This is a genomic window from Rhodococcus sp. EPR-157, from assembly GCF_001647195.1.
In the GTDB taxonomy this organism is placed as follows: Bacteria; Actinomycetota; Actinomycetes; order Mycobacteriales; family Mycobacteriaceae; genus Rhodococcoides.
On sequence record NZ_LVCV01000576.1, the window covers coordinates 1 to 1,762 of the forward strand.

Here is a 1,762-nt window from a genome sequence, read left to right on the forward strand (position 1 = left end):
AACACCACAACAAACTCAGACCCACCAGAACCCGCACCCACCACCTCGAACAAACCAGCCCGAAACGGCACCTCCGCAGTCACATCGAAACCGGACGAGACGAAGCGACGCAGCTTCTCCGGGAGGTCGGCCGCATCGACAGGGCGCGGCGACATATCGGGACTGACGACGGCGGTCGGCAGGATCTCTTGTATTCCTGCGCCGTCGACATCGGGATAGACGGTGCGAAGTGACTCGTGCCTGGTGAGCAGGTCGTCGACAGCTCGACCTAGTGCGACCACATCGAGCTGCCCCGTCAGCCTGATCGCCACCGGAATGTTGTTCACCGCAGACGCAGTATCGAACCTGTTCAAGAACCACATACGCTGCTGCGCAAGCGACAACGGAATGATCTCCGGCCGCTCCTGCGGCACCAGTGCACGGCGAGCGCCCAACCCAACCTGCGTCTCCACCAGGGAGGCCAAGGCGCCGACCTTGGGCGCGTCGAACAGCATCCTCACCGGAAGCTGCGTCTCGAGTGCTGCGCCCAACCTGGACACCAACTGCGTAGCGATCAGCGAGTTGCCGCCGAGTTCGAAGAAGTCGTCATCGAGCCCGACCCGCTCGAGTCCGAGAACACCGGCAAAGGTGTCGGCAACGATCTCTTCCACTGGCGTGGTCGGCGCCCTGAACTGCGTGGCCTCGAACACCGGGTCGGGCAGAGCATTTCGGTCGAGCTTGCCGCTCGCACCGAGCGGAAACTCCTCGAGTACCAGCAGAGTCGACGGAACCATGTACGCCGGCAACTTCGATGCAGCTGCAGCCGTGACCTTGTCGAACTCGACAGTGGTGCCGGGCTCGGCGATGACATACCCGACAAGGCGGTCGTTGCGCACGAGCACGACAGCGCGCGAAATCGAGTCGTCATCTGTCAGAACAGCTTCGATCTCGCCGAGTTCGATGCGCAGACCGCGGACCTTGACCTGGAAGTCGGTACGCCCGACGTATTCGATCTCACCGTTCTTCGTCCACCTCACGAGGTCACCGGTGCGGTAGAGGCGCGACGGCGTCGATGCACCCGGATCTGCGAACGGATCGGCGACGAAAGCACTGGCGGTCAGGTCGGGGCGTGACGCGTAACCACGAGCCACCTGCGGGCCGGATAGGTACAGCTCGCCCGCGACACCGACTGGCACCGGGTGCAGACGTTGATCGAGAATGAGAGCTCGGGTGTTCCACACGGGTGAACCGATGGTGACCGAGTCCTGCGCAGAATGCACCACGCCTTCGGTTGCATGCACGGTGAATTCGGTCGGACCGTAGAGGTTGTGCAGCGCCACCCCCGGCAGGGCTCGCTCGAAGGTGCGTACGACCGACATCGACAGCGCTTCGCCTGCAGCCAGGACGACACGCAACGATCGGAACGACTCGGTGTCGAATCCTGCTGTTTCGGCGACGAACACCGACAACATCGACGGGACGAACGATGTCATGGTGACCGCTTCGTCGGCGATCACCTGGGCAAGGTACCGAGCATCGCGGTGGCCGTCGGGTGCCGCCAGAACCATGCGTCCACCGGTCAGCAGGGTGCCGAACAGCTCCCACAGCGACACGTCGAACGTGACGGGTGTCTTCTGCAGCACCACATCTTGCGGACCCATCGCGAATCTATCGGTGATCCAGGAGATTTGGTTGACGATGGCCTCGTGCGAGACCGCCACACCCTTCGGCCGACCCGTCGACCCCGACGTGAAAATCACATACGCCGAATTCGACCCCCGCA

1 protein-coding gene is annotated in these 1,762 nt (G+C 63.1%); it reads right to left on the bottom strand.

Annotation, left to right across the window (positions count from 1 at the left end; translation table 11 throughout):
• Positions 1 to 1,739 (bottom strand): amino acid adenylation domain-containing protein (locus A2J03_RS25380; RefSeq protein ID WP_442971411.1); only part of this gene is annotated, 1,739 nt, incomplete at its 3' end.
• Positions 1,740 to 1,762: the final 23 nt, after the last annotated feature.